Here is a 21,987-nt window from a genome sequence, read left to right as displayed (position 1 = left end):
TCGATCAAGTGGATGGACCATTGCTGGTCATCGGTCGTCCGCCGGTGCCAGGCCATCTCAGGCCAGCGGCGCCGTCGAGGATGGCGCCGCTCCAGCCGGACGTGGCCAGTGTCTCGAACAGACCTTCCTTCATGCCCGCCGATCGCTTGTCGAATGCCTGCGCGCCTTTCAAGCGGGTGACGCGCCCTGGAGCCAATCCTGATCGCGCGGTGGCCACGGCCGAAACTCGAAGAACTGGGCACCTGGGCGGGCCCCGGCTTGGAAGCTGCCGGCGACACAGCCGGCAGGGAGGGCCGTGCTGGTCAGCCGAGCTGGACTTCGACGGTGACGAACGAATGCGCGGGCAGGTCGACGACCAGGTCACGCCGTCGCGTTGTACGTTGTCGCACGGCTGGGGCGACACGGCCGCGGGCTCCTCGGTGGTGTTATGGCTCTGCACCTAGGGTGCGGTGAGGATGCGGGCGGAACCCAGCTGCCAGTCGGCGCGGCGGATCCCGAACTGCAGGCGCGCTTCGTCGGTGGTGGCCGCTCCGCGGGCCACGTCAGACCCCTTCAGGTATCGCGGGGCTTCTTGTCGCGTTCTCGGCGTTTGTTGGCCGTCAGTCGCATCGTCGCTAGGGATTCATCCGCCGGATGAGGTGGGTCTTTACGTTTCCCACGCCCCGAAACTGCACTCGTGCGCTGCCTACTACTCGGAAGGCCCCCATGCAACGCCCAGCGTTCATCGTCAATCATCTGCGATCGGCACTCGTCCTCGTCGCCGGCCTGGCCGCCGCAGCAGCAACCATTCCTCCCGCGGAGGCCTCGCCGGCATCGATCACCGACACCAACCAGGGTGCCGTCCACCGCGCGAACCCCCGCGGGCCGGTCGTGTGGTCACACCGCGGCGCATCGAAGAACGCGCCGGAGGAGACCACCGCGGCCTACGAACGTGCCCTGGCCGATGGCGCGGACGTCCTCGAAGGTGACCTGGCCCAGACCAAGGACGGCGTTCTCGTCGTCATCCACGACAACACCCTCGCGCGAACGACGAACGTCGAGGAGGTCTTCCCCGACCGCGCCCCGTGGAACGTCGCTGACTTCACCCTGGCCGAGATCAAGCAGCTCGACGCCGGCTCGTGGTGGGACCCCGCCTTCGCCGGGCAGCAGATCCTCACCCTGCACGAGTGGTTCGAGCTCAACCACGGTCGAGCCGGCCTTGCCCCCGAGCTCAAGTCCCCGACGCTCTACCCCGGCATGGTGGAGAACCTGGCCAAGGAGCTCCGCGCCTGGGGCTACACCCACGACCTCAAGGCCAAGAACCGCGCCCCCCAGATCTGGGTCCAGTCCTTCGACGAGGCCGGCCTGCGCCAGTTCCACGCGCTGCTGCCCGAGGTGCCCACCCTGCTGCTCCGCAGCGGCTACCCCTTCATGACGGCGAGCGACGAGGTGCTCACCGAGCTCGCCACCTGGACCACCGCGGTCGCCGGCAACCCGGTGCAGACCACCGCCTCCCAGGTCAGGCGGGTCCAGTCCTTCGGGCTGCAGGTCGTCAGCGAGGTCGAGGACGGTCCCTCGCTCCTGAGCATGATCGAACACCAGGGTTACGACTACATGTTCACCGACGTGCCCAACGTCGCCAAGGCAGTGCTCGCCGACAAGAAGCCGCTGCGCACCAACCGCGGCGTCATCGTCGACAGCGTGGTGTACAACCCGGAGGGCAGCGACGTCGCGGTCAACGGGGGCGAGTACGTCGCGCTGCGCAACACCACCGACAAGCCGATCAACATCAGCGGCTACACCCTGCGCGAGTTCGGCAACACCCTCCTGCGGGTGGGCGACGATGCTGTCATCGAACCGGGCAGCCTCTACAAGGTTTACGTCGGCCCCGGCACCGACCGGCCCAACGCGCACTTCAACGGCCTGACTACTCCGGTGCTCGCCGACACGGTCACCGACCACATCTACCTCTACAACCCCGACCAGGTCATGGAGGACCTCTACTCCTACATCGCCTCCTGACCCATCACCTCCTAACCCGATGAGCAACGAGCGCCGGTCGATCGCAGCCACCACCGATCGACCGGCGCTCCCTCGGGCGTGGGACCGCTTGGGGGTGGGTCATGCCGGCGACGAGCTCGCGGACGGACGCCTCCTGGCCGCCGAGCACCCCGCCTTGGTGAGCCTGCGGGAGAGAGCGAGATGCCGTCAGGCGTCTCGCGGCTGAAGGCGGGGGCATCGCGGGGGGTCAGCGAGATTCGAACTCGCCAGCGCGGACGCCGGGAGGAAAGACTCGTGGGCGACCGTCGACCTCGACGCCTACCGCGGCGTCGGGGAGAACCAGTTGCGCATCGCGATGCACCGCCATTGACGCCACCGACTCCGCGCCGTCACGGCGCCGCACCGCCCACCTCGACTGGGTCGTAGAGCGGCTCTGACAGCTGGCGCCAGGGCACATTGGGAGCTCGGCGGAGTGCACTCCGCCCGCACGTGGTCGGAGCGCCGGCGGACGTCAACGGAGGCGCCGTCAAGCGAGGCAGAGGGAAGCGAGGCCAGGACGCAGGTAGCCGCGACCCGGCTTCGGGATTCGGGCGCAGCCTGAGTGCGCCGCCCAGGCGTGACGGCGGCAGAGCGTCCGGACCGGCCCGGCGATGTGTGAGGTGGGGCGCGGCCTGCGTAGGCCACGCCCCACCTCGTCGGCCTGGTCAGTGTCCCTTGTGGTTGCCACTCACACTGAACCTGCTCACGACTGCCGCGTGGTCGCTTGCCCAGGAGTTCCCGGACGGGTTCGTCGCGGATGGCCAACCGAGGGTCAGGGTGTCGGAGGAGACCAGCTTGAGGCCGCCGGTGGTGTTGTAGTCGACGTAGCCGATGCGGTCCTGCGGCTCCGGCTTTTCGTTGGTGTTCGTGCTGAGCACCGGCGACCAGGTGGTGCCCAGGTGGGCGTTCGGGTCCGGGTTCGCCGTCCCGTACCAGGATCAGGCCACCGAGTACCGCTGCACCCATCGCGGCACCGCTGAGGATCACCCGGTCGCCCCCGTCGTAACCGCGGTCAGGAGCAGCGAAAAGGCGTCGCAGCCGAAACAGCGTCGGGGTGCAGCTCAATCGGTCGTCAAGTGGCGGTCTGCGGCCTGGAGGCACGCTGCGATGGTGAGCCACCGGTTTTACGAGGAAGTCGGGCTGCCTGGGACGCTTCTCTTGGTAGTGCTTGACGACGAGCGCTTGTCATGCGCAGCACTCGGTACGTGTTCCAGGGTGGTAAGAGGCTGGCCGAGGTGAGGACTCGCCGCGAAATTTCGTCTACGCCGATCCTCTCGTAGATCGGCAAGGGCGTCGAAGTCTGGCTCGAAGGCGGCGATGGATCTGTTGCCGAGACTGCGAAACAGCCCCCGCGTTGTTGTGGGGTTGGGATGGGCGAAGCCTGCCACCCCACATCCCGTCCGCCCTCGGTAAGCCGAGGGGTGGGCCCAGTCACTGATGGCAACGAAGGCTGTGACCTCATACGCGCGGGACACCGCCATATGCCGCCATAGCGAGCGGGCGATCCCAGGCGCTGGCCGTTGTGTGACCGAGAACGCTGGGACGATCACGACGTCGGGCTGGACGCTGGTGCTGGCTAGCGAGTCGAAGTACCAGAAATCTGCGCAGAGCAAGATGAGAAGCTGGCTGCCGCCGACGTCCAGGGACCCGGGGCGCACGCCGCCACGTACTCCGGCAACAGGCTCGTCACCGTACGGATTGAGCTTCTCATACTCCGTGACTATTGACCCCCCAGGATCGGCGACAACTCCACGGTTGACCGTTCCGGAACTGGACGTGCAGTGATGTGATCCACCAACAACCCAGCTGCCCAGCGACCGCGCAAGTTCTTCCACTCGCCGTCGGTACCGCCGATCGCTCAGCGTTGCGCCGGCCAGTTCGGGCAACACCATGACGTCTGCAGAGCTGAACCGGACTCGCGCCCTTTCGGCGTCACGCAGCACAGCATCGAAATTTCGGTTGCCGTCGGCGTGCCACTCGGCAGGCTGTGTCACCACAACTCGCATGGAGCCCCTCCAGTCCCGCGCATAGTAGAACCTGGCGTCGATCATCTGGTTAGCGATAGGTACTGATCTCGATCAGGTTTCGGTCAGGGTCGCGGAAGTACACACTGAGGATGGGGCCGGTTGCACCAGTGCGCTCGACCGGACCTTCCTCAACCGGGACGTCGAGCATGGCGAGTTCCTTCACCACTTGCTCCAACGGCTCGGTAACGATCAAGCACAGATCCGAGCTGCCGGGAGTCGGACGATGAGCCTTGGGCTCAAACTCGTGGCCGGCCTGATGCAAATTGATCTTGCTTCGGCCGAAAGCCAGAGCGGTACGTCCCCTGCCGAACGTCACCGCTCGCATCCCGAGGACGCGACGGTAGAACTGCACGGTGGTGTCGATGTCGGCGACGGTCAGCACCAGATGGTCTATCCGATCAATGCGCACGTATCCCACACTAGATGGACCGGTAGAGCAGCCCGTCTCATCCACGGCTGGGCCACGTCGCAGCGTTTCAGCGCCAGAGACACGGTCTCGTTGTCGTCGACGTAGTGGACGCTGCCTTGGTCGACTCCTAGTAGGACTTTGTCATGTCGATCATGGTGGGGCGAGTGTTTCGATGTGGTCGATGGTGACTTCTTGTCGGCAGGTGGGGCATGCGCCGGCGATGAGGGCGAGCACGATTTGTAGCTCGTGTACGACTGCGTACAAGCTCAGGCCGGCGCATCCTGTTTTGGGTCGAGTCTGACCATGGTGCAGAAAGCTTGGGCGATCGCGACGAGTGTGACGTGGCGGTTCCAGCCGGTCCAGGAGCGTCCTTCGAAGTGGTCGAGTCCGAGCCCGGTTTTCAGTTCGCGGTAGTCGTGTTCGATCCGCCACCGGATCTTTGCCAGGTCGACGAGCTGATCGATCGGTGTGTCGGCAGGCAGGTTAGAAAGCCAGTAGTCGGTAGGCTCGTTCGCCTCATCGGGCCATTCGACCAGCAGCAGCTTCGCCGGCAAGGTCCCATCGTCTGCGCGAGGGATGTCGCGGTTGGCCGGACGTACCACGAACACCGCGAACTTCGAGGTCATGGCAGCACTCGGATTACCTTTCGTTTTTCTGGTCCCCTGCCGCCACGCCACCTCCTGGTAGGCATCGCGGCCGGCCGCCATGGCGATCTCGCGCAGACTCGATGCCGGCTTCGGGTAGTGGGGCTTGGGACGTCTGCCAGGACCACCGGTGGGTGGCGGTGTCACCGGCTCCGCTTCGCCGGGGTGGGCGCTGGTGCCGGCTTTGAGTGCGACCACATAGTCCAGGCCACGTTCTTCCACGCCGAGCCGGAACCTGGTGCAATCCCCATATCCGGCATCGGCAACGACGGGAAGCCTCGGCGACCCCCATTCGGTCTGCTCATCAAGCATGTCCAGCGCGAGCCGCCACTTCTCGATATGCCTCACGTCGTCAGGGACTTTGGATTCGGCTCGCTTCCGGCGGACCTTCTCGGCCTGCTCGGGATCATCACAGGCCTTGTCGTCCCAGCTTTCCGGGCAGAACAACCGCCAGTCGACCGCCGCCGAGCAGGTGTCGTTGACCGCGTGAACACTCACCCCGATCTGGCAGTTGGCGGTCTTGCCCAACGTCCCGGAATACTGCCAGGCCACACACGCCGAGGCAGGCCCGTCCTTGGGGAATCCGGTGTCGTCGATCACGTATGCCCGCGGCCCAATCGCCTGCGCAGCCCACGAGCTCAACCTGCGCCGCACCGCGGTGAAATCCCATGTCGAGGAGGTGACGAACTGCTGCAACCGCTGATGATCCACACCCAGCCGCTCCGCCATCGGCTGCATCGACTTACGCCGACCATCAGTCAACAGGCCACGCAGATACAACTCACCCGTGGCACGCTGATCCGAACGCGCAAGACAACCCAGCATGTCGGCTGCGAACTCGCCAAGCCTCGGCCGCAACTCCGCTATCTGATCAGGAGTCATGCACCGACCATGTCAGAACATCAACCACAGAACACGAACGACACACCTAACAAAGTACTACTAGGCGTGGACGTCCCACGTGCCCAGATCGAGCACCTCTTGACCAGGCCTTGGCGAAGCTGGTCCCCGACTGCGCGGATCTTCTCGATAGGGCCTGCACGAGTGGCCTGGGCTGCCGGGCGGGGCGCCCGGGTGTGCCGACAGCCGATGAGACCTCGCCTTACCCTTTGGGTCGGCGGGCGGGGCACCTTCACGACCTGCCGTACCCACGGCCCGACATCTGCCACCCGGCCTGCTCATGAAGGTCTGCGTTCGTCGGCGTAGGCGAGGAACCACGGCGCTTCAGCCAACCTGCCTAGGGTCCTCGAGCGGGTGGTTTGTGGCTGGCCATGCGGTGTCGTCAACGGTCAGCCATGGTTCGCTGGCCACGGTCGTCGGGGTCACTCCGGTGAACGCGACGACGTCGCGATGCAGGTGGGACTGGTCGGCGTAGCCGCTGTCGGCGGCGACTCTAGCCGCGCCTTCACCGGCGACCAGGCGGTGGACGGCATGGTCGAAGCGGACCAGCTTCGCGGCGAGCTTGGGCTGCAGACCGATCTGTGACCGGAACCGGGACCACAGGCGCTTACGGCTCCATCCGAGTTCGGCCGCCAGGGCGTCGACCCGGACCAGGCCACGGCCGACCACGATCTGGTCCCAGACCCAGGCCACCTCCGGGTCTAGGGCCGGACCTTCCTCACTTCGGCGGGCGAGGAACGCGTCGGTCAACGCGAATCGATCCTGCCAGGAGGAGATCTGGCTCAGTTGCTCACAGATCTGTGTCGCCTCCCGGCCCCACAGGTCCTCCAGGGGCACTGCGGCGCCTTGCAGGTCGGCCGTGGATGCGCCCAGAACCGCAGCGCGATCAGTGGAGACAGGCGCACCTGCACGCACACGACGTTCTCACCCCGCGCCAGAACCGCGCCTCCGAACCCGAACCCGAGTCCGGCGACGAGACTTCCCCGCTGTTGGCGTCCGGCGGCATCGTCCACGATGGGCTGGCCGGTGCCGAACTCCAGAATCAGTGTCAAGGCCGGGTGGGGGACCATCCGAAGTGCGGCCAGGTTACGGACACCGAAGCCAGCCATGGTGACACCAGCCCTAGCCACGCGGCTGGGTCGCTCGGGACGTGCGACGTCCCACGCGGCGGGATCGTCGCGGTGGTGCGCGGTGGACCGCATCGTCACATGCTATGCGAGCCGACCGGCGGGAACATTCGTCCAAGCCACCGGCACGCGGGAAGGGCGACAGTGGGCTCATTGAAGCGCCCCGGGTCTGGTGGAGGCTCTCAATCCATGGAGGATGAGAGTCATGGCGGCACCGAGGAAGTACGGCGACGAGCTGCGTGAGCGGGCCACCCGGATGGCGGTGGAGGCGCGTAAGGACCCGGCGAGTCGGCCGGGTGCGATCGCTCGGATCGCGGAGCAGTTGGGGATGCATCCGGAGACGTTGCGTGGATGGGTGCGCCAAGCCGAGATCGACGGCGGGGTCCGGCCCGGCACGAGCAGCGACGAGTCCAAGCGGATCGCGGACCTGGAGCGAGAGAACCGTGAGCTGAAGCGAGCCAATGAGATCCTGCGAACGGCGTCGGCGTTTTTCGCGGCCGCGGAGCTCGACCGCAAGATCAAGTAAGCGTGCCGACAGCGGTGCTGGTCGACTACATCGACGCCCACCGCGACAGGTTCGGGGTCGAGCCGATCTGTGAAGTCCTGTCCTCTGGCGGGACCAAGATTGCCCCGAGCACCTACTACGCAGCCAAGACCAGACCGGCCTCGGCCAGAGCGATCCGAGACGCCGAACTGGTGCCCGTGATGAACCGCAGCTTTCGGGGGCCATGGATGCCAGTTGAGACAGCGGGAGGGCCAGCATCGTCGCAGGTCAGCAGCATGTAGAGAGGGCTCATTGCCTTTTGGATCTGATGATGGGGATTCGAGTCCTCCCACCCCAGCCATACGCTGACCAGCGCATATGAGTCGATGGGCAGCGGTACCTCACGACCGCTGCCCATGGTTTTACCGGAGGTCTACGCGCCGTCAGCGCGGCTCGATCCGTCGCCAATGCGACTCTTTCGAGGTCCGGGTGTCCGCTGGGAACGGGCGGCTGTTGGGCAAGGACAGCTAAGTCACCGAGTCGTCCAAAGGATCAGCGTGGAGTGGAGCGGATCCGCACCAGACTTCCTCGCGCAGGTCGATCAGCTTCTCGACATCAGCAACGCCGGGCCTCTTGCCCGCCAGCGGCAGCAGTTGGGGCAGGCCGATCAGGTACCAGCCCTGTGGTTTGCCCACGCCGCCTGTACTCGCGCCGCAGCCGAAACGGGCCGCGCTGAAGTAGCCGCCTGCGGTGTCGAGCAGCACACCCAATGAGTGGCTCGCCTCAGTCGCTGACACCGTTGACAACCGTCGCCCGCGCAACGCGCCCTGCAGAAGATGCAGCAACGCCACGGCATCGAAGGACGGCGCGCACAGGGACCCCGCTCACACCACACCAGTCCGCCTCCACGGCGGTGCGGTAGCTTTGCTATTGCAAAGAACTTGCATTTAGCCTCGGATGGCCCGACCGACATCCTCGCCGGAGCGGGCCGCGATGAAGGAGTGCACGTGAGCGACTACACGCTTCCTGACCTGCCCTACGACTACGGCGCGCTCGAGCCGCACATCTCCGGCCAGATCATGGAGCTGCACCACTCCAAGCACCACTAGGGCTACGTGACGGGCGCCAACGCCGCGCTCGAACAGCTCGCCGACGCGCGGACCAACGACGCGCTCACGCCGGTGAACCTCTATGAGAAGAACCTCGCGTTCAACCTCGCCGGGCACGTCAGCCACTCGGTGTTCTGGCCGAACATGTCTCCCGACGGCGGCGACCGGCCGAACCTGGAGCTCGGTGCGGCCATCGAGGAGTACTTCGGGTCCTTCGACGGCTTCCGCGCACACTTCACTGCCACCGCGACGAGCCTGCAGGGCTCGGGCTGGTCGATCCTGGCCTGGGACAGCCTCGGGCAGCGGCTGATCATCGAGCAGCTCTACGACCACCAGGGCAACCTGCTCCCGGCTCGGTTCCGCTGCTCATGCTCGACATGTGGGAGCACGCCTACTACCTGCAGTACCGCAACACCAAGACCGATTACGTCGCCGCCTGGTGGCAGGTCGCCAACTGGGCCGACGTCACGGCGCGCTTCGAGGCAGCGTGCACCCGAACGCCGGGACTGATCACGCCGTGACCGCGACCCCGGGACCCACCGACCGTCCACCCGAGAATGGCCCTGACCTCGCCGAACTCGTCGACGCGGCCCAGCGGGTCGCCGGGGTCCTCGCGGCCCGGCATCGCCACGACCCCGAAGGCGTCGCGACGCTGATGGGCACCTTCCCCAACGACCGGGCGCTGGCGGGTGGGTCGCTCCTGCTCGCCGAGATCGCCCTCGGCCTCTACCGGCGCGAGACCGGCCAGAGCATGGACGACTGCGTACGCGAACTCACCACCCAACTCGAGAACGCCCTACCCCGTCGCCCATAACTCGACCAGTCCCCGCACTGGACCGGCGCCTCGCTCAGGTCCCGCAGGCAAGCGGAGCTCGCGGCACCCGGGCGGCGTCCGGTTGCGGTGTGCGCAGCTGATCGAGCCGAGAACGGGCAGCCATCGTCATGGCGGTGACCAGGGCTGCCAGAAACAGGCTTTGGCTTTAGCGAACGGCCATGAGTACTCGGTTCTCGAAGTAGCCCCAGATTTGGCCGGCCTCGGCGAAGCCCGCGTCGCGTAGCGCGGTCAGGTGCATCGTGTAGCCGGCGCGTCGGGTGTCGATCCGGCGTTCCCCGAGCACCCGGCGGCGTTCCTGGAAAGGCCGCCGCTCTGGCTCGGGCAGCGTCGCGGAGACCTGTTCCAGCGCCGTCCACCACTGCTGGTAGTCCTCCTTACCGTCGCGGCTGAACACCTTCTCTCGCTCGGCCTTCATCGTCATGGCGAGTCGCTGCAGGGTCGGCTCCGCGACGGCGTATGCCATGTGGTCGCCGTTGAGGAAGAGCGCCCCTTCGGGTAGCAGGTCGGCGAGCTGTCGGTAGAGCCGGACGAGCTGGTCGGCGGTGAGCCAGTGCAGCGCCATGGTGGTGAGCACAGCGTCGATGCTGCGCCCGGCGAGGAGGTTGGTCCAGTTCGGGTCGGTGAGGTCTGCCCGGTGGAGCTCGAGCCGGCCGTCCTGGTCGCCGAGGTTGCGGCGACCAAGCTGCAGCAGCACTGGGTCCATGTCGACGCCGACGCTGCGTGCCCCGGGGTTGCGCGCGAGGAACCGCTGGCTGATGGAGGCGGGCCCAACGGTCAGCGCGGCGCATGGAACCCTTCCGGTGCCGCCTCCCGCGGTAGTTGAACTCCTGGCGGCGGCGAACGCGCCCTTCTACGCCGGCGACGACGGCCGGAGCCTGGTCGGTGAACTGTGTACGCCGACCGGTGCGGCCCTGCTCGCGACCCACGTCATTGGCTGGACTTCGCAGCCGCCGATGCGGGTCCTGCGGCAGGGCTTCGGCGCTGGTACGCGCGAGATCGCCGGCCGCGCGAACGTGCTCCGGCTCCTGGTCGGCGAGATCGTCCCAGCGGCCGGCCTGGCCCCGCAGTTGGCCTGACCCGCCCTACGTCCGTCGTCGCACATCTTCGCCCGGTCGCCATCGAAAACTTCGGATGCTCGATTCGCCCGGGAACGAAACGTTTCCGGCCGACGATGGTCGGATGACAGCATCTTCTCCAGCAGCGGACGGCGGGCTCGAGCGGGCCGGCGGTCCCAAGACGCCGTCCGCTCACGGGACGTTACGGACGGGTGTGGTCCTGGTCGCGCTGGCGCTGACGTTCGGCCTGGTCCAGCTTGACACGACGATCGTGAACGTCGCCTTGCAGACGATGCGCCGGGATCTCGGCGGCGGGGTCGACGCTGCGCAGTGGGTGGTGGATGGCTATGCGGTGCCGTTTGCCGCCTGCATGTTGACCGCGGGGGTGATCGGCGATCGACTCGGCCACCGGCGTAGTTGTGTGCTCGGGTTTGTGATCTTCGCGCTTGCCTCGGTGGCCGCCGCGCGTGCCGACGGTTGGGCGATGCTGATCACCGCTCGGGGCGTTCAAGGTGTTGGAGCGGCGATCATGTTGCCCGCGTCCCTGGCCCTGGTCAGTCGCCTCTACCCGGAGGAGCGGGCTCGTTCCCGGGCTCTGGGTGTCTGGGGCGGGGTAGCAAGCACCGGTTTCGCGGCCGGACCCGTCGTCGGCGGTCTCCTGATCACACATGCGGGTTGGCTGGCGATCTTCTGGATCAACGTCCCGGCCACGGTCCTGGTGGCTGGGACCATTTTGCTGCTGGCTCCAGCCGGCCGGCCGCACCAGCGCCGGTTGGGGCCGGTCGCGACGGTGTTCATCATCGTCGCATTGGCTGGGGTGGCTGGTGGGATCATCGAGTTGGGTCGCGGACAGTTCATCGTGAGCCTGCTGTTGGTGGTCCTGGGCGTGGTCGCTGGCGCGGGCTTCGTCGGGGTGGAACGACGCAGCCCGCACCCGCTGCTGCCCGCCGTCCTTGGTCAGGTCTGGACGGTTTCGGTGGGCGCTGATCACCGGCCTGGTCTTCAACTTCGGTATGTACGGGGCGTTGTTGTGTGTGTCGTTGTCGCTGCAGGAGCCAATGATGATTCTCCGCCCGCCAGCGGGTCCAAATTGCTGACGGCCAGCCAAGGCACGACAACGGCCGGTCGTTCACTGTGAATGACGAAAGGAACTGGACGTGATGACCGAAGTCAGGACCCCTGTTGAGATCGCAGTGGCGTTCATTGAGGCATTCGCCCGACGCGACATGGTTGCCGTGGCCGCACACCTCGCCGAGAACGTCGTCTTCGAGAGCCCGAGAGTTACGGTCAGGGGAGCCGAGTCGTTCTTGCAGGCGGTGGGCCAGTTCGCTCAGGCGGTCACCGGAGTGCGGATCGTTTCCGCGCTCGGCGACGACCGGGAAGCCATGATCATGTACGACATGGAGACTGGTCCGTTCGGAACACTGCGTTCGGTCGATCGCATCGTCGTCCAGGACGGCAAGATCATCTCGGACATCCTTGTCTTCGACACGTACGAAGTCCGCAAGGCCACGGAGGGTTAGGGCCCGGCGATCCCCACGCCAGAGGTAGGCGCCGGCGGATGACGAGAACGATTGGGCTGCACCGCCGCGAATAGATGTGTACAGAGCTGCTGCCCGGATTGTGGCCAGCACCACCAGAAGATGGCCCGCCCCGAACCTTCCGGACAGCTGCTTAACGGCTAATTCATGCTGCGAGCCGCCGGTTCTCTGTGGTGACCGTGTGGGCGTGCCCACGATCCGTGGACCGGAGGGCGGCGACCCGGCCAGTCACCGACGACATCCGCCAGGTGCTCGGCCTAACTCGACCTGCTGGCGATGCTCCCGGAGCGGACCGCCGACGCCTGGGCCGCGCTCTGGTACCTGATGGAGAAGGGGCGAAGGCCGACACGATGGGGAGGGGCAGCCGGGATTACATCGCCGCTACGTGAACCTCGTGCACCACGCCGGACGACGCTGACACACCCGAGTCCGTGTACAAGGTGGCCGCTGATCAGCCCTAGCGGATGACCCCCTATACGGCGGCGCGCACGGCTTCCACCGACGGAACGGGAACTAGGGGGGAGCCGGACTCGGCAGGTGCCCCGCGCGTCGCCCAGGCGTCCGATCGGACCTGGGTGGTCGCGTAGTACATCGCCGGCCGGATCAGCAGCATCTGGAACACGCTCACCAGCGGTGTGAGGAACAGCCACGACAGGAGCCGCTCCACCAGCGATACACCCTTGCGGCCGATGACGTAGGTGAACGACTGGACGTACAGCAGCGTCAGCCAGTAGAGCAGCGGCGTGAGGTCGACGGCGCGGCCGGTGAGCGGCATGATCGCGAGGCTGTGGACGATGAAGATCGGGTAGGCCAGGAACATGGACAGGTTCCATAGCCGGAACGCGATCGGTGCGCCCTTGAGGTTGCGCAACTCCCACGGCATGTAGCGGAAGGAGCCCTTGAACCAGCGGGTGCGCTGTTTGAAGACGGCCCGCGGCGTGGTGGGCATGTCTGTCTCCACGACCGCGTCGTCGACGCTGACCACCCGGCCGCGCTGCAGGGCGTAGTGGGTCAGCCTCCGGTCGTCGCCGTAGGTGCCGGACGACAGGTAATCGGTGACGTTGTCGAAGAAGATTTCGGCGCGGTACGCCGCGAACGCTCCCGAGGTGGGAAGCACCGCACCGAGCGCGCTGCGCGCTCGGCGGAGGGTGAGGCACCCGTAGACGATCTCCATGTCAGTGAGCCGGGTGATGAGGTTCTTCGCCCGGTTCCGTAGCACCGGCAGACCGGCGGCGGCCTGGATGCGCGGGTCGGAGAATGCGCGCAGGAGTTTCTCCACGCCGTCGGGTGCCACGACCGAGTCGCTGTCGACACTGACGATGAAGTCCGCGCGCCCTTCCTCAGCGATCAGCCCCACGGCCTGGGCGTGACGCTTCCCGCCGTTCTTCGTCCTCTTCCAATGCACGCGCGGGTCCCGGAGCACCGGTGCGGGCGTCGGGCTGCCGTCGTCCACGACGTAGATGGCGTCGATGCGGCACGTCTGGTTCAGCAAGCTCCGAATGCACGCATGGAGCGTGAAGGGATCCTCGTTGTAGGCGGGTACCGCGACGACGATGCGACCGGCCGGGATTGGCTTGTCGTCCCATGACTGCTGACGGCTGGCGGTGAACAGAATGAAAAGCAGGAAGCCACCGACCAACAGGAACACCGCGGTGGCCGCAGTGAATTCTGAGTAACGGTGCCAATACAGCATGACACCGAGCGCAGCCAGGGCAACGCCCAGCCGGCCGAGTCGGGCTAGACGCCCACTTCTGAGTCTCGCCCGCCCTCTACGTTTTGGAGCCTTCCGCTTGGCCGAATGACGCCCAATCGGACGTAGCGACCCAAACTCGGACACTCTTCCCCCCATGAAGATCACTGATGCAGCGAAGGTCATGAGATCCGGGATTCCGAGAAGGTTGCATTACGGTTTGGTGACGGACGTTTTAATCCTGATTTGCGCAGTTTTGGGATCAGGCCTCGAGGGCGAGATCAAGGGGCACCTCTTCGCCCGGCGCGCGATGCCCGGACACGCAGCATGCGCACGGCGTGGCGCCAGCGGTGCCCGGTCGGTCGCCACGTCGGCGCGGATCTCCAGACCACGAACGGTGCGACGCGCACGTACCCGGTCGGCTTGGACCTCCAGGATGAGGGTGAGCTGCGCGGGCCGCGGGTGTCCGCTGACGGCGCGTAGGAGGAGCGGGCCGACCGCTGCGGCTCAGGGGTCGGTGAGATGGGGGGTGCGGCCGGCGTAGTGGAGCCAGCGACCGAGGCGAACCGCCGAGGAGCAGAGCCGACGGACGACGGACACTCCCGGTGACCCTGCCGATCACGGCGTCGGTGGTCTGGCGGGACTTGTACTTCATCCACAGCCGGGAGGGTGGGGGCCGTTCGCGGGCTTGATCATCAGCCCTTCGATGCCGGCGACGGCCTTCTCCTCGTACCACTCCTGCGCGACGTCAGGGGCCGCGGCTGCATGGCGAGGGGTCAGCGGCGATCGGGGTGGGACGCGGCGGAACATGCGTTCCAGCACGCCGCGGCGGTCCTGCGGCGGGCGGCGCCGAAGATCGCCGTCCTGTGCCGTCTCGAGCACGTCGAACACGGCCAGGTGCGCGGGTTCGGTGACGGTGAGCTCACGGGCGTGGTGCCGTCGGGCGTATCGCACGAGGCTGGCTGCGCCTCGATCCGTGCTGAGGTCTGTCAATGGTTCTGAGCCGAAAATCTCACCGTCACCAGGCAGACGGCGAACCCCGAACGTTGGTCGTCGGTCTGGGGTGGGTGGTCGGTGGTGGTTAGGCGGCGTCGGGGTCGACGATGACGGCCTTTCCGTTACGGATCAGAATCGTTTGGCCGGTGGCGGCTTGCAGTTGGGTGGCCAGGTTGCGGGCGCGGCGTTCTTTGTTAATGCGCGATTCGTCGTGGTCGGCTCCGAGGTCGTGGAAGCGGGCGTCGGGGTCGGCGAGTAGGTGGTAGGCGTTGGTGGGCAGGGTATTGCCGGTGGCGACGATTGCTATGTGGTTGCCGCGGCGGCGGGCGATGCGTCGGTAGCGGGCGCCGAGGAAGGTACGCGACCGAACCGACCGGCCCCAGCCTCGCCAGCGACACCGGGGGCCGACGGCACTGGGTGCCGACGGCCCCAGGAACTCAGGGGGGGCCGGCCTGGAGGCACAGCAGACCCTCTCCCGGCAGCGCCGCCGGGAGTGGGTCTGCTTGCGGCGGCCGGTGTAGCACTGCATGGGAAGCACCTACACCGGCCGCTGTGAGCGGTGCGGAGCGCCGCGCCAGAGTCACCGCAAACTGCACCTGGCGCGGCCTGCAAGGAAAGGGCCTCCCGCACCGCTTGTGGACTGACCCTCACGGTGCGCACTCCAGTGGACAGCGCGGTCGGGTCAGCCTTGCTGGCGGATCCCCGCGAGATGCCTCCGACCAGATGAGACGCGAGCGCACGCTCAGACTCCTACCGATGGCGGCGAGCCTGTCCCGGTAGCGCGAGCCCATCGCATTCCGGGGGATCCGCAGTCATGGTCATCCTGTCGTCTCGACCAGCACGATAGCGACCGACATACGGCCAGAACAATGGGACTATCGGCTCCTCATGACCGGGACTTACGGCATAGCCTGCGCGCACGGAAGGGGCAGGTTCGGGTACCCATTGGGGAGGCGACCATGAAGGCTCAGCGTTGGTGGGCGTGTTTTCCTCCGTGGCGCACAGGTGGTCGGGCGAGGGCCGGCTCGGCCGGCATCAGGGGGAAAGGTTCGTGGCGGATTATGCGTAACGCCCGCTCCGCACCGGGAGAACGGCCCGAGGGAGCGAGAAGGATCGGCCGTTCCGGCTCGAGTCAGCCCGGATCCAGTCAAGTGTCTTGCCCTCGCAGGTGCCTCCTGCTGACCGAGGCCCTGTCACAGCCTGACTGCGGGTTACACCTTCCTAGGCATGACCACCACAGATCGAGAGTCCGGCGTGACCGTTACGGTGCTCACCTCGTCAGCCGAGCCGCAGCAGAGGGGCGCGTCCTGCCGCACGCAACGCCGTCGCGGTGCCGTCGTTCTCGGCGCCAGGTTTCGCGGTCTGATCCAGCTGCGCGCCGGTCCTGGCGGGTGATCCATCGGCATGCCGTCCCTACCGGCCCCGGAGGGGAACCGGTAGGGAGCAAGCACGTCAGTCGTCGTTCGGCGGAGTGAGTAAGTGTCTGGCTGGGTCAGCGTTCGCAGACGAGACCGTCGTGGTCGCGGTCCTGGTACCAGTCGTACTCGGGATCGATGCCTCGCGTGTAGGGGCCGTACCCGTGGGCGTTGGCCTCCTTACAGGTGCCAAAGCGGGGATCGAGGTCCGGCTTGGGTTCTGGCTTCGGCGCAGGCGGTTCTGGCTTCGGTGCCGGTGGTTCGGGCTTGGGCGCGGGCGGCTTGGGTCGGGGTGCCGGCGGCTGTGGCTTCGGCTCGTGACGGGTCTCGTGCGGTTCCTGCTTCGGCTCGGACGCTTCCACCCTCGTCTTGGGCCTCGACGTGTTCACGCACGACTGCCACAGTCCAGCTTTCGAGTCCCGCGCCTGCCGCTGGGCCGCCGCGAACCGGGCCTGGTACGTCGACGCGTCGCCCGACGTGGATTCCCGGCTGTATCCGCCGGCGAGCATAAGCTCGTTGACGAGCCGCCCGTCCTGCAGCCAGACGTATGCCAGCGCGTTCCCGGCCCCGTCCGTGGCGCCTTGGGCCGAGTCCTGGTCAATCCGAACCTGCAGTCAGCTTGGCGCGGTCACCGGGTTCGAGGCGGACGGTGACACCTACACCGTCACAGCAGGCGCCGCGAAACTGCGAGTCGTCTTCGAGGATGCCGACCTGTTCCGCATCTGGCTCGCCCCCAACGGCCAGTTCACCGATCCCGCCAACGCCGACCCCGAACCCAGCGACCCGGACGCACCCGACGCGGACATCGTCGTCAAACGCGACTACGCCGGGGCCGGCTCAAAGTGGAGGGACCAGGGCGACCACTACCTGATCCGCACGGACAAAGCGGCGCTGCGCGTCTTCAAGGACCCGCTCCGCTTCGCCCTCTACGACGCCACCAACGAGCACCCGATCTGGGCAGAGACAGAGCCGCTGAGCTGGGACGACGACGAAACCACCCAGACCCTCACCCGCGGCGCCACCGATGTACGGCCTGGAGATGGGCGACGCCGACTGCTACAACCACAACGCCAACCCGCGGTGAACGTGACACCCTCACCGACTCCACCGCGATCGCCGACGGGTATGAGTCCCGCGGTATCCCGCTCGGCTGGATGCTCGTCAACGACGGCTACGGCTGCGGCTACACCGAACTGCCGCAGACCGGCGACGCGCTCCGCGACAAGGGCATCGAACTCGGCCTGTGGACCGAGGAGGACCTGACCGCCCAGCCGTTCGAGGTCGGCGAGGCCGGCGTGGCAGTCCGCAAGACCGACGTGGCCTGGGTCGGGCCCGGCTACCGGTTGCCGCGCAGGCCAACGCCACCGGCTTCGGCCCCACCCGCCCGCTCGTCCTCGAGTACCCCGACGACCCCGCCACCTGGGGCGACCAGACCAAGTACCAGTTCCTCGCCGGCCAGGACCTCCTCGTCGCACCGGTCTACTCCGACACTGACACCCGCGACGGCATCTACCTGCCGCAGGGCACCTGGGTCGACTACTGGACCGGCCGCACCTACCAGGGGCCGACCACCCTGAACGACTACCCGGCGCCGCTGTCCACGCTGCCGCTGTTCGTCAAGGGCGGCGCGATCGTGCCGATGTTCCCCGACGGCACGACGGACTGGCAGCAGGGCAAGAACGCCGGCCAACTCGACCTCGACGTCTACCCGCAGGGCGACACCACCTTCACGGCGTACGAGGACGACGGTCACACCCGAGATCACCGGCAGGGCTCCTCCGCCGAGCAGACGTTCACCGTCAAGGCACCTGAGCGGGGCCGTGGCAACATCCAGGTACGCATCGGCGCCATGGACGGCACCTACACCGGCAAGCCCGACGCCAGAAACTATTTCCTGCACGTGCACACCGGCTCCGCACCCGAGATCGTCCGTGCCGGCAACACCCGCCTGACGCAGGTCGCCTCGGCTGCCGAGCTGAACAGCGCCGACAGTGGCTGGTACTACGCGGCCGACGAGCGCGGCGGCACCGTCCACGTCAAGACGCCGCGCGTCGCCACGAACACCGCGACGCAGGTGGACCTCTACGGCACCAGCGCCATCGGCGGCGTCGACCGCTCCACCACGGTCAGCGTCCCCTACGCCTCCCTGGCCGCGGCGTTCAACAACACCGCCATCACGGCCGAGGTCGACCCGGAGTCGGGCGACTTCGACGGCGGCGGCTCCAGCTACATCGCCGAACGCCTCGCCGCGCAAGGCGCGACCACCGGGGGCACCGTCACCCACGACGGGGTCGCCTTCACCTGGCCCGACGCCGACCCGGGTACGCCGGACAACGTGGCGGCCCAGGGCCAGACGATCGCCGTCCAGGGACAGGGCAGCCACCTGGCGTTCCTCGGCTCCGAAGCCGGCTTCACCTCCGGCCCGGTGACGATCCACTACGCCGACGGGACCACCAGCATGCAGTCACTGGGCTTCCCCAACTGGTGCTGCGCCGACACCTCCGGCTACGGCGCCGAACCGGCCATCACCACCTATGGCAAGAACATCCCCACCGGCCCCGCCTACCCGACGACCGCCTACCACGTGTTCTACAACGACGTGACGATCGAGGCCGGTAAGCAGGTTGTGGCGGTCACGCTGCCGCAGTCCGGTGCGATCCACATCTTCGCGACCGCGTTCACGAAGACCACGCCTGGGTGACCGACCCGGCTCCTGGACTCAGACCTGGCCGTGCGCGCCGCCGAGGCATGACGCGGGCGGAGCGCCCGGAACGGCGCGGCGATGCGTGAGTTGGGGCGTGGTCTGCGCTGGCCACGTTGAGCCCCGGATCCAGATAGCGCTCTCTACACTCAGATCAAGCCCGGTCGGATCCGACGACGTTCAGCGAACCGGGCCCGCGCACACCTTTCGCCGTCGGATCGCGACCCGGACAGAAGGAGGGTGTGCACGATGCCGGCGAACGACCGCAGGCGCACCACGATCAAGGATGTGGCGCAACGAGCCGGTGTCTCCGTTCCCCGTCTCGCGGGTTCTCGGCGGCACCTACCCGGTGGCGTCGGCGACTCGAGCGCGAGTGCAGCGGGCCATGCGTGACCTCGACTACGTGGTGAACGCGCACGCCCGGCGCTGGCCGGAGCTTCGACCAGGACGGTCGCGTTCCTGCTGGACGATGTGACCGGCCCCTTCTTCGCCCACATCGCACAGGGCGTCGAGCAGCAGGCGACCGCCGATGGTCGGTTGTGCCTGGCGTGCACCACCCAGGGCGACCAGGAGCGCGAGCTCGCGGTCATCGAGGTGATGCGCGAGCAGCACGCCGAGGCGGTCATCCTCGTGGGCGTCGGCCGGGAGGATGCGGAGTACCGCCAGCGCATGGCCCGGGTCGCCGACGCGTTGGACAAGGCCGGGTCGCGGCTGGTGCTGTACGGTCGGCCCTCCCTCGGGGAGGGAGGGCCCGCGACCGTCGTGGAGTACGACAACGAGGGTGGCGCGTACGCGCTGACCAGCTATCTGCTGTCGGCCGGGCATCGGCGCATCGCCTTCCTCGGCCGGCGGCCGGGGTTTACCACCACCTCGGAACGGATCGCCGGGTTCCGTCGCGCACATCAGAAGTTCGGGGTGGAGCTCGACCCGGATCTCGTCCTGACAGGAGCGTTCACCCGCACCTACGGGTACGAAGCGGCCAGGCGCCTGCTCGCCAACCGCGCCGACGTCACCGCCACCTTCGCCGCCACCGACATGATCGCGGCCGGAGTGCTCCAGGCGCTTCGTGAGGCCACCGTCCGGGTACCCGACGACGTCTCCGTGGTCGGCTACGACGACGTACCTCTCGCTGTCGACGTCGTACCCAGCCTGACGACCGTGCACGTTCCCCACGAGGAGCTCGGCCGGACCGCGGTTCGCCTCGCCCTGCATCGAACCGTGACCAGCATGTCGTGCTCGGCACGCACATCGTCGTCCGCGACTCGGTGGCTGCTGTCCCACCTTCATCGCGCCGGCGTTGAGCCACCGAACCGGGCTCACCACATGACATGCGCCTTGTCCTGTGAGATCGATGTGCGTGACAAATCGCGGTGATCCGATGAACCGGATCCGAATCCCTGCCGTTCAACGTGGATGAGGTAGTCATACTTATCGACGTTGGGAGAGTCATGCATTCCACGCACGACCGCAGGGGATTCATCGTCAAGACCGGTGCCGCCCTCATCGGCGGGATCGGGATACTCGGCACCGGACAGGCGGCGCAGGCGAGCACTGCGAGCTCAGTGAACGCCGCAGGCGACTCGTCCCTGCCGCCGCTCGCGGTCCGCCTCGCGAACCAGTCCGGCAACACCATCACCCTGGCCTGGGATCCGCCGCCCAACTACGACCTCAAGGCCTACACGATCACCGTCTCCGACAACGGCACGGGCGAATGCTTCGGCGCAAAGTCGGGGGTCACCATGAAGCGGCTCAGGTCCGGCATGACGCACGAGCTGACGGTGGTCTACAAGGAGAACCCCGTCATCAACCCGAATCCGCAGACGTCGGCACCAAGCCAGCCGGTTCGGGTCGCGCTGCCGCCGGCCGCGGACACGGTCCCGCCCGCGGCGCCGATGAACGCCCGCGTCGTGTTCGACCCGAACATCATCTCGTGGAACCTCTTCTGGGACGAGTCCACCGACGACGTCACCCCGCAGGCCGACCTGCAGTACGACATCGTCTTCGACAACGGCCTGAGCTCCTACGACGTGCCCATGGGGCAGAGCGTCTACGCCGAGAGCGGCTTCATCCGCGCTGTCGACTCCGCGGGAAATCGTTCCGCACTGTCGAACCACTGGACGTCCTGAGCGCGCCGCAGCACCTTCCAGGCCGCATAACCCCTTTACGGCCGAAATTCGAGGCACCGGACAGGATGCCCTATGTAGCCTCCGATCGAGGCGCCTGAGAAGTCAGCGTCAACCCCATGGTTGACGGAGAAGTTGCCGTAAGCGCTGACCTGTGCAACGGGAGGCCGCCACCAAGTGGGTCTACGACGTACTTGGTGGCGGTCGCTCGGAGCGCTTTGAGGCAACAGCACCTACTGCATCGGGACGCCGGGGACGTGTCCGCCCGCGTGGGAGAAGTCGACGTCGACGCAGGCGAGTCGGTCTCCGGCCTCACCGGCGGGGCCACGGCGCCGTACTGGTGCCGTTCGTGGATCACCACCGACCGGACCAAATTCTGGCAGACCGGCCAGCTCACCTCACTGGCCGCGACCGCGTTGTCGTCGCGATCGGTGGTGAAGTCGAGCCAGATCTCGTTGTGCGGGTTGGCGTACTTCGGGTTGACCGACGGCTGGACCGGGTCCGGGGTGCCACTGGGTGTGAGGGCCGGAGTCCTCGGGTGCGCGGCCGCATCTGTTCATGTGAAGGTGCGCGCCGTAGTGGCGGTCGGGGGCGAGTCCGTTGACGGCGAGCAGGGTCGCCGTAGCGTGTCGGGTGGCCACCGAGACGACGGTGCTGGGGCGCCGACCGGAACGAGGCGCTGGCTGTACGTCAGCCCGCTGGCACCGGAGTCGGCCGGTTCGAACGTCTCGCTGACGACGACCGGCGGGTCGGGTGCCGCAGTGGCCGGTGGGGCGGCGACAGCCTGGCCGGTGAGGACCGGCGACGTCGCGAGTAGGACGACCGAGAGCGAGGCGGACATCGCGAGACGTCTCATCCCCCGAGCATCGACCTGACCGCGGTGCCGGGCGAAGGGATGTTGGCCCACAGGGA

The 21,987-nt window shown here is 67.2% G+C and carries 24 protein-coding genes and 1 pseudogene; 13 read left to right on the top strand and 12 right to left on the bottom strand.

Annotation, left to right across the window (positions count from 1 at the left end; all coding sequences use genetic code 11):
* The first annotated feature begins 705 nt into the window (after window positions 1-705).
* The gene (locus HEB94_RS02425) at window positions 706-2,001 is read left to right on the top strand and encodes a glycerophosphodiester phosphodiesterase family protein (RefSeq protein ID WP_192748432.1); all 1,296 of its coding nucleotides are present in this window, start codon (window positions 706-708) and stop codon (window positions 1,999-2,001) included.
* A 683-nt stretch (window positions 2,002-2,684) separates the two neighbouring features.
* Here HEB94_RS02425 and HEB94_RS02420 read toward each other — a convergent pair.
* The 6 genes from HEB94_RS02420 to HEB94_RS48905 form a co-directional block, all read right to left on the bottom strand.
* Complete coding sequence (locus HEB94_RS02420; protein WP_192748431.1) at window positions 2,685-2,897, bottom strand: hypothetical protein; 213 nt, start codon at window positions 2,895-2,897, stop codon at window positions 2,685-2,687.
* Between the two features lie 246 nt (window positions 2,898-3,143).
* On the bottom strand, window positions 3,144-4,070 hold the full coding sequence (locus HEB94_RS02415) for a nitrilase-related carbon-nitrogen hydrolase (protein ID WP_192748430.1): 927 nt from the start codon (window positions 4,068-4,070) through the stop codon (window positions 3,144-3,146).
* Window positions 4,071-4,074: 4 nt separating this feature from the next.
* On the bottom strand, window positions 4,075-4,455 hold the full coding sequence (locus tag HEB94_RS02410) for a VOC family protein (RefSeq protein WP_192748429.1): 381 nt from the start codon (window positions 4,453-4,455) through the stop codon (window positions 4,075-4,077).
* Between the two features lie 266 nt (window positions 4,456-4,721).
* Window positions 4,722-5,981: an IS701 family transposase gene (locus tag HEB94_RS02405; RefSeq protein WP_192748428.1), complete on the bottom strand. Its 1,260-nt coding sequence runs from the start codon at window positions 5,979-5,981 to the stop codon at window positions 4,722-4,724.
* A 342-nt stretch (window positions 5,982-6,323) separates the two neighbouring features.
* Entirely contained in the window at window positions 6,324-6,836 is a 513-nt protein-coding gene (locus tag HEB94_RS02400; protein WP_202896070.1) for a helix-turn-helix domain-containing protein, read from the bottom strand.
* Entirely contained in the window at window positions 6,782-7,201 is a 420-nt protein-coding gene (locus tag HEB94_RS48905; protein ID WP_202896069.1) for a hypothetical protein, read from the bottom strand. The genes HEB94_RS02400 and HEB94_RS48905 overlap by 55 nt, the downstream gene beginning before the upstream one ends.
* A gap of 130 nt (window positions 7,202-7,331) precedes the next feature.
* Between HEB94_RS48905 and HEB94_RS02395 the strand changes: the two genes are divergently transcribed.
* Window positions 7,332-7,652, top strand: coding sequence for a transposase (locus HEB94_RS02395; protein ID WP_192748427.1), 321 nt, complete (start codon window positions 7,332-7,334; stop codon window positions 7,650-7,652).
* A 485-nt stretch (window positions 7,653-8,137) separates the two neighbouring features.
* Here HEB94_RS02395 and HEB94_RS02390 read toward each other — a convergent pair whose 3' ends face one another.
* Window positions 8,138-8,374 carry a hypothetical protein gene (locus HEB94_RS02390; protein ID WP_192748426.1) on the bottom strand — a complete coding sequence of 79 codons (237 nt, stop codon included), beginning with the start codon at window positions 8,372-8,374 and terminating at the stop codon, window positions 8,138-8,140.
* 243 nt (window positions 8,375-8,617) lie between these two features.
* Between HEB94_RS02390 and HEB94_RS02385 the strand changes: the two are divergent.
* Both HEB94_RS02385 and HEB94_RS02380 read left to right on the top strand, forming a co-directional pair.
* Window positions 8,618-9,240 (top strand): annotated as a pseudogene (locus tag HEB94_RS02385) (superoxide dismutase).
* On the top strand, window positions 9,237-9,533 hold the full coding sequence (locus HEB94_RS02380) for a superoxide dismutase (protein WP_192748425.1): 297 nt from the start codon (window positions 9,237-9,239) through the stop codon (window positions 9,531-9,533). The pseudogene HEB94_RS02385 and the gene HEB94_RS02380 overlap by 4 nt, the downstream one beginning before the upstream one ends.
* 166 nt (window positions 9,534-9,699) lie before the next feature.
* On the opposite strand, the gene HEB94_RS02375 is transcribed toward HEB94_RS02380, so the two are convergent.
* Window positions 9,700-10,311, bottom strand: a complete 612-nt coding sequence (locus HEB94_RS02375; RefSeq protein ID WP_337918502.1) for a class I SAM-dependent methyltransferase — start codon at window positions 10,309-10,311, stop codon at window positions 9,700-9,702.
* Here HEB94_RS02375 and larC point away from each other — a divergent pair.
* Genes larC through HEB94_RS02360 form a run of 3 tightly spaced genes read left to right on the top strand, consistent with a single transcriptional unit; the run spans window position 10,256 to window position 12,132 of the window.
* Window positions 10,256-10,630, top strand: a complete 375-nt coding sequence (gene larC, locus HEB94_RS02370) for a nickel insertion protein (protein WP_192748423.1) — start codon at window positions 10,256-10,258, stop codon at window positions 10,628-10,630. The two genes, HEB94_RS02375 and larC, sit on opposite strands and share 56 nt — an antisense overlap.
* A 55-nt stretch (window positions 10,631-10,685) precedes the next feature.
* Window positions 10,686-11,747, top strand: coding sequence for an MFS transporter (locus tag HEB94_RS02365; RefSeq protein ID WP_192748422.1), 1,062 nt, complete (start codon window positions 10,686-10,688; stop codon window positions 11,745-11,747).
* A 22-nt stretch (window positions 11,748-11,769) separates the two neighbouring features.
* Window positions 11,770-12,132, top strand: coding sequence for a nuclear transport factor 2 family protein (locus tag HEB94_RS02360; protein WP_238361895.1), 363 nt, complete (start codon window positions 11,770-11,772; stop codon window positions 12,130-12,132).
* Between the two features lie 490 nt (window positions 12,133-12,622).
* Here HEB94_RS02360 and HEB94_RS02355 read toward each other — a convergent pair whose 3' ends face one another.
* The 4 genes from HEB94_RS02355 to HEB94_RS54220 all read right to left on the bottom strand — a co-directional run bounded on the left by HEB94_RS02355 (window position 12,623) and on the right by HEB94_RS54220 (window position 16,790).
* A complete protein-coding gene (locus HEB94_RS02355; protein WP_192748420.1) occupies window positions 12,623-13,843 on the bottom strand; it encodes a glycosyltransferase family 2 protein in 1,221 nt (406 codons plus the stop codon).
* Between the two features lie 648 nt (window positions 13,844-14,491).
* Window positions 14,492-14,851: an ATP-dependent DNA ligase gene (locus HEB94_RS02350; RefSeq protein WP_337918501.1), complete on the bottom strand. Its 360-nt coding sequence runs from the start codon at window positions 14,849-14,851 to the stop codon at window positions 14,492-14,494.
* Window positions 14,852-14,921: 70 nt separating this feature from the next.
* Window positions 14,922-15,365: a hypothetical protein gene (locus tag HEB94_RS02345; RefSeq protein ID WP_192748418.1), complete on the bottom strand. Its 444-nt coding sequence runs from the start codon at window positions 15,363-15,365 to the stop codon at window positions 14,922-14,924.
* A gap of 963 nt (window positions 15,366-16,328) precedes the next feature.
* On the bottom strand, window positions 16,329-16,790 hold the full coding sequence (locus tag HEB94_RS54220; protein ID WP_420481571.1) for an excalibur calcium-binding domain-containing protein: 462 nt from the start codon (window positions 16,788-16,790) through the stop codon (window positions 16,329-16,331).
* Between HEB94_RS54220 and HEB94_RS02330 the strand changes: the two genes are divergently transcribed.
* The 6 genes from HEB94_RS02330 to HEB94_RS02310 all read left to right on the top strand — a co-directional run bounded on the left by HEB94_RS02330 (window position 16,768) and on the right by HEB94_RS02310 (window position 21,950).
* Entirely contained in the window at window positions 16,768-17,514 is a 747-nt protein-coding gene (locus HEB94_RS02330) for a DUF4968 domain-containing protein (RefSeq protein ID WP_192748417.1), read from the top strand. The two genes, HEB94_RS54220 and HEB94_RS02330, sit on opposite strands and share 23 nt — an antisense overlap.
* The gene (locus tag HEB94_RS02325) at window positions 17,495-18,952 is read left to right on the top strand and encodes a DUF5110 domain-containing protein (RefSeq protein ID WP_192748416.1); all 1,458 of its coding nucleotides are present in this window, start codon (window positions 17,495-17,497) and stop codon (window positions 18,950-18,952) included. Before HEB94_RS02330 ends, HEB94_RS02325 begins: the two co-directional genes overlap by 20 nt.
* 286 nt (window positions 18,953-19,238) lie before the next feature.
* On the top strand, window positions 19,239-19,427 hold the full coding sequence (locus HEB94_RS54215; RefSeq protein ID WP_202896068.1) for a LacI family DNA-binding transcriptional regulator: 189 nt from the start codon (window positions 19,239-19,241) through the stop codon (window positions 19,425-19,427).
* Entirely contained in the window at window positions 19,379-20,326 is a 948-nt protein-coding gene (locus tag HEB94_RS02320) for a substrate-binding domain-containing protein (RefSeq protein ID WP_273377597.1), read from the top strand. The genes HEB94_RS54215 and HEB94_RS02320 overlap by 49 nt, the downstream gene beginning before the upstream one ends.
* Before the next feature lie 74 nt (window positions 20,327-20,400).
* Window positions 20,401-21,078 carry a fibronectin type III domain-containing protein gene (locus HEB94_RS02315; protein ID WP_192748415.1) on the top strand — a complete coding sequence of 226 codons (678 nt, stop codon included), beginning with the start codon at window positions 20,401-20,403 and terminating at the stop codon, window positions 21,076-21,078.
* Between the two features lie 266 nt (window positions 21,079-21,344).
* Window positions 21,345-21,950 (top strand): hypothetical protein, encoded by a 606-nt coding sequence (locus tag HEB94_RS02310; RefSeq protein ID WP_192748414.1) that lies wholly within the window; start codon window positions 21,345-21,347, stop codon window positions 21,948-21,950.
* Window positions 21,951-21,987 lie beyond the last annotated feature (37 nt).

This window comes from Actinopolymorpha pittospori, from assembly GCF_014873875.1.
Classification (GTDB): Bacteria; Actinomycetota; Actinomycetes; order Propionibacteriales; family Actinopolymorphaceae; genus Actinopolymorpha; species Actinopolymorpha pittospori.
Note: the sequence above shows the minus strand (reverse complement) of the source record. Positions and strands in the feature narration are given on the sequence as shown.

Bases quoted from the DNA above. Each gene is read 5' to 3' on its own strand.
- HEB94_RS02315 (WP_192748415.1), top strand. From the start codon at position 20,401: ATGCATTCCACGCACGACCGCAGGGGATTCATCGTCAAGACCGGTGCC.
- HEB94_RS02405 (WP_192748428.1), bottom strand. From the start codon at position 5,981: ATGACTCCTGATCAGATAGCGGAGTTGCGGCCGAGGCTTGGCGAGTTC.
- HEB94_RS02415 (WP_192748430.1), bottom strand. From the start codon at position 4,070: ATGATCGACGCCAGGTTCTACTATGCGCGGGACTGGAGGGGCTCCATG.
- HEB94_RS02365 (WP_192748422.1), top strand. From the start codon at position 10,686: ATGCTCGATTCGCCCGGGAACGAAACGTTTCCGGCCGACGATGGTCGG.
- HEB94_RS02355 (WP_192748420.1), bottom strand. From the start codon at position 13,843: ATGCTGTATTGGCACCGTTACTCAGAATTCACTGCGGCCACCGCGGTG.
- HEB94_RS48905 (WP_202896069.1), bottom strand. From the start codon at position 7,201: ATGCGGTCCACCGCGCACCACCGCGACGATCCCGCCGCGTGGGACGTC.
- HEB94_RS02395 (WP_192748427.1), top strand. From the start codon at position 7,332: ATGGCGGCACCGAGGAAGTACGGCGACGAGCTGCGTGAGCGGGCCACC.
- HEB94_RS54215 (WP_202896068.1), top strand. From the start codon at position 19,239: ATGTGGCGCAACGAGCCGGTGTCTCCGTTCCCCGTCTCGCGGGTTCTC.
- HEB94_RS02360 (WP_238361895.1), top strand. From the start codon at position 11,770: ATGACCGAAGTCAGGACCCCTGTTGAGATCGCAGTGGCGTTCATTGAG.
- larC (WP_192748423.1), top strand. From the start codon at position 10,256: ATGTCGACGCCGACGCTGCGTGCCCCGGGGTTGCGCGCGAGGAACCGC.
- HEB94_RS02345 (WP_192748418.1), bottom strand. From the start codon at position 15,365: ATGCAGTGCTACACCGGCCGCCGCAAGCAGACCCACTCCCGGCGGCGC.
- HEB94_RS02425 (WP_192748432.1), top strand. From the start codon at position 706: ATGCAACGCCCAGCGTTCATCGTCAATCATCTGCGATCGGCACTCGTC.